At 62.0% G+C, this 255-nt stretch carries 1 pseudogene; it reads right to left on the bottom strand.

Annotated elements, in window-relative coordinates:
• Positions 1–250, bottom strand: a pseudogene (locus tag KW825_RS20785) (IS1595 family transposase); the annotation flags it as partial.
• Between the last annotated feature and the right edge of the window lie 5 nt (positions 251–255).

The raw sequence follows: 255 nt of genomic DNA, 5'->3' as shown, positions 1-255 counted from the left end.
TCTTGGTGAGGAGTGAACTGGTGCGCCGACATTGCTTGCAGCGATAACGGCGCAGTCCTCGGCTCCAGCCCCAGGGTGCCAATTGGGCGGCCTCGGCCTGACAGTGGGGGCAATATCGGCAAGCGGGGAGTTGAGCGGCCAGCGAGGTGATGGGATGGGGGGTCGTGAGTTCATGTTGCGCAAGGCGACGCTGGCGCAAGCTGAGCTGTGGGAAGAGAGACAGCAGGTGTTGAAAGGCTTGGGTATCCATGATGG

The sequence above is a fragment of the Aeromonas sp. sif2433 genome (assembly GCF_019218705.1).
In the GTDB taxonomy this organism is placed as follows: Bacteria; Pseudomonadota; Gammaproteobacteria; order Enterobacterales; family Aeromonadaceae; genus Aeromonas; species Aeromonas encheleia.
Note: the sequence above shows the minus strand (reverse complement) of the source record. Positions and strands in the feature narration are given on the sequence as shown.